This is a genomic window from uncultured Planktosalinus sp., assembly GCF_963973675.1.
Lineage (GTDB): Bacteria > Bacteroidota > Bacteroidia > Flavobacteriales > Flavobacteriaceae > Planktosalinus.
Map to the genome: position 1 here is coordinate 1 of NZ_CAXBAN010000323.1, position 3,066 is coordinate 3,066.

Consider the following 3,066-nt stretch of genomic DNA (forward strand, 5'->3'; position numbering starts at 1 on the left):
GAAGCGGAATTCGGACTCTGCCTCATAAGTTCAACGTAAGAAAAATCTAGCTTATTGAGTTCTTCAATTAAGTACATATAAGTGTCGACAGGATTATCTAGTTTTATCTCACCGTATGGATTGAATGGAGAAATTTTCATTCCCACCTTTTCGCCTCCTACCGCACTAATTATTTCCTGCATCACCTCCAGTACAAATCGGGAATTGTTAGGGATACTGCCGCCGTAGGTATCCGCCCTTTGGTTCGCACTTTCAGCTAAGAACTGGCTGGGTAGATAGCCGTTAGCAGCGTGAAGTTGCACACCATCAAAACCTGCGGCCATAGCGTTTTTTGCGGCTTGTCCAAAATCCTTTATAGTACGTTCGATTTCCGGGATTGCCATTTCCTGAGGCATCTCGTAATCTTTTTTGCCCTGAGAGGTAAAGTGCTGCATTCCCCGGATAGGCAAGGGTGATGGTGCCAAAGGAAGCTTGCCGTTTCTATCTATCGAATGTCCCATGCGGCCGGTGTGCCAGAGCTGCGCTATAATAACACCGTCTTTATCGTGTACTTTAGTTGTTACCTTCTTCCATGCTTCTATTTGTTTATCCGTAAAAATACCCGGAGTGAATGGGCTTCCGGTAGCTTCTTCACTGATCCTGATGGCTTCGGTAAACAGCAAACCTGCGCCTGCCCTTTGGGTATAGTATTCTATGGTCATATCCCCCACTAAGCCATTTATGTCGGTACGGCCTCTGGTCATCGCTGCCATGGCCATTCTATTTTTTAGGATAACATCGCCTAACTGTGCTTTTTCTAAAAGTTTCATACCGTTATTTTTTTTAAATGGTTATCGTTGCCCAAACTCCGGCAGTTAAACCTTATTTACAAATTCACTTTTTTGACCGATGGCCGGACTTGGTGTTGATACATATCATCAGCGCCATGTGTTGAGATATTTTTAAAAAATTATACTTCTTTTCGTCTGGCCAAACGCTGAGCGATGATGCTGGCAGCAATCAATTGCAAGGCATGATAAAGCATAAGTGGTAACAATACAATACCGGTGATGGTGCTGTGCTGAAAGAGCACCTTTGACATTACCGTACCATGCACCAATGATTTTTTAGACCCACAAAATAATACAGTAATACGATCTTCAACGGAAAAACCAAATAATCTACTGATTAACCCAACACAAAGAAATACCGTAAAAAATAAGGTCAGCATCCCTGCAGCGAGTCCAGCAAGTTCGAGGGCGGTGAAACCTTCAAACAGATGTTCGGAAAATGACTTACAAAACGAGCTATAAATGATGGTAAGGATGATTGCCTGATCGAACCTTTTGAGCTGTTTCTTATATTTTTCGGCAATGGCGCCAAAACGGGAGTTAAAGCTGATGCCTATGATAACTGGCAATAAGACTTGAAGAAACAACTTTATGATGATCTCCCTAACATCGAAATCGCCTGTAGCAGAAGCGATAAACAGCCCAACCCATAGCGGGGTGACCAATACTCCTATCAAACTTGAAATACTGGCATTAAATATCGCTGCAGGAATGTTACCCCGGGCGATGGAAACCATCACTACGGAAGAGGAAACTGTAGAGGGTAAAGCCGCCAAAAAAAATATACCTGACCAAAGCAGCTCGAAATCAGTGCCCGCGAACAAAGGGCGGGATGCTAAAACCATAAGCGGAAAAAACAAAAAGGTTGTCAATTGCACTACTATATGCATTTTCCAGTTGGCCAGCCCGTTTTTTAGTTTCTCCAAACTCAGGCGTACACCATAAAACAAGAAAATAAACGACACGCCTATATTGGCAATCTCCTCCAGCGAAACAGGTTCTTTGACCAGTCCGGGCTGCGGCAAAAAATAGGCCAGCAGAATCATGGTGCCTATCATTAACAGGAAACCGTCGAAACCTGCTTTACTTAATACTGCTAATAACTTCTTCAATGTGACCTTTCTATATTTTTTGGTTGGCCCTAAATTGTTTATCAATTCATACATTTAGAACTAAATCCCGAGTTCTTTGCGTATAATTTCAGTTCCTGCACTCAAGGCACTTAACTTCCCTCTGGCTACGTTTCTGGATAGAGGGGCCATGCCACAGTTTGTACAGGGATAAAGGTTTTCGATATCAACAAATTCAAGAGCTTTACGGAGTGTGTCAGCCACTTCTTCAGGTGTTTCGATAGCACCAGTTGCCACATCAATTGCACCAACCATCACCTTTTTGCCACGAATGAGTTCCATTAAATTAAGAGGTACCCGTGAGTTTTGACATTCTAAAGAAACTATATCTATATTTGACGTTTGAATTTTAGGGAAAATTTCTTCGTATTGACGCCATTCCGAACCCAAGGTCTTTTTCCAATCATTATTAGCTTTTATTCCATAGCCATAGCAAATATGTACCGCAGTTTGGCAGTGTAAACCTTCTATAGCTCTTTCCAATGTTGCCATTCCCCAATCGTTCACTTCATCAAAGAACACATTAAATGCAGGCTCATCAAACTGGATAATAGCTACCCCTGCCTCTTGCAGTTCCCTTGCTTCTTCGTTAAGTGCTTTCGCAAATTCCCAGGCCAATTTTTCCCGACTTTTGTAATGGTTATCATACAAGGTATCTACCATAGTCATAGGTCCGGGCAATGCCCATTTTATAGGCTTGTTTGTCTGTTTGCGTAAAAATTTGGCATCATCAACAAAAACTGCTTTTTGACGCGCAACCTCATTTACAACAACAGGAACACTCGCCTCATATCGGTCACGGATTTTTACGATTTTACGATTCTCAAAATCTACACCACTTAAATGCTCGATAAATGTGGTTACAAAATGTTGACGGGTTTGCTCTCCATCACAAATGATATCTAGCCCTGCCAGTTGTTGTTCCTGCAATGAAATGAGTAAAGCATCTTGTTTCCCTTCAATAAGCCCATCGCCCTCTAATTTCCAGGGTGACCAAAGTTTTTCGGGCGGTGCAAGCCACGCAGGCTTGGGTAAACTTCCAACTGTCGAGGTTGGCAATAATCTTTTCTTTGTCATAAAATAATTTTAATGAGTTGTATTTGTTA

The 3,066-nt window shown here is 42.1% G+C and carries 3 protein-coding genes; all 3 read right to left on the bottom strand.

Annotated features, from left to right (window positions below):
* Window positions 1–809: alkene reductase (locus AACY61_RS11295; protein ID WP_339611690.1), on the bottom strand; the 809-nt coding region annotated here is incomplete at its 3' end.
* A 140-nt stretch (window positions 810–949) separates the two neighbouring features.
* A complete protein-coding gene (locus tag AACY61_RS11300; RefSeq protein ID WP_228251324.1) occupies window positions 950–1,942 on the bottom strand; it encodes a bile acid:sodium symporter family protein in 993 nt (330 codons plus the stop codon).
* Window positions 1,943–2,002: 60 nt separating this feature from the next.
* Entirely contained in the window at window positions 2,003–3,037 is a 1,035-nt protein-coding gene (locus tag AACY61_RS11305; RefSeq protein WP_228251323.1) for a methionine synthase, read from the bottom strand.
* Window positions 3,038–3,066: the final 29 nt, after the last annotated feature.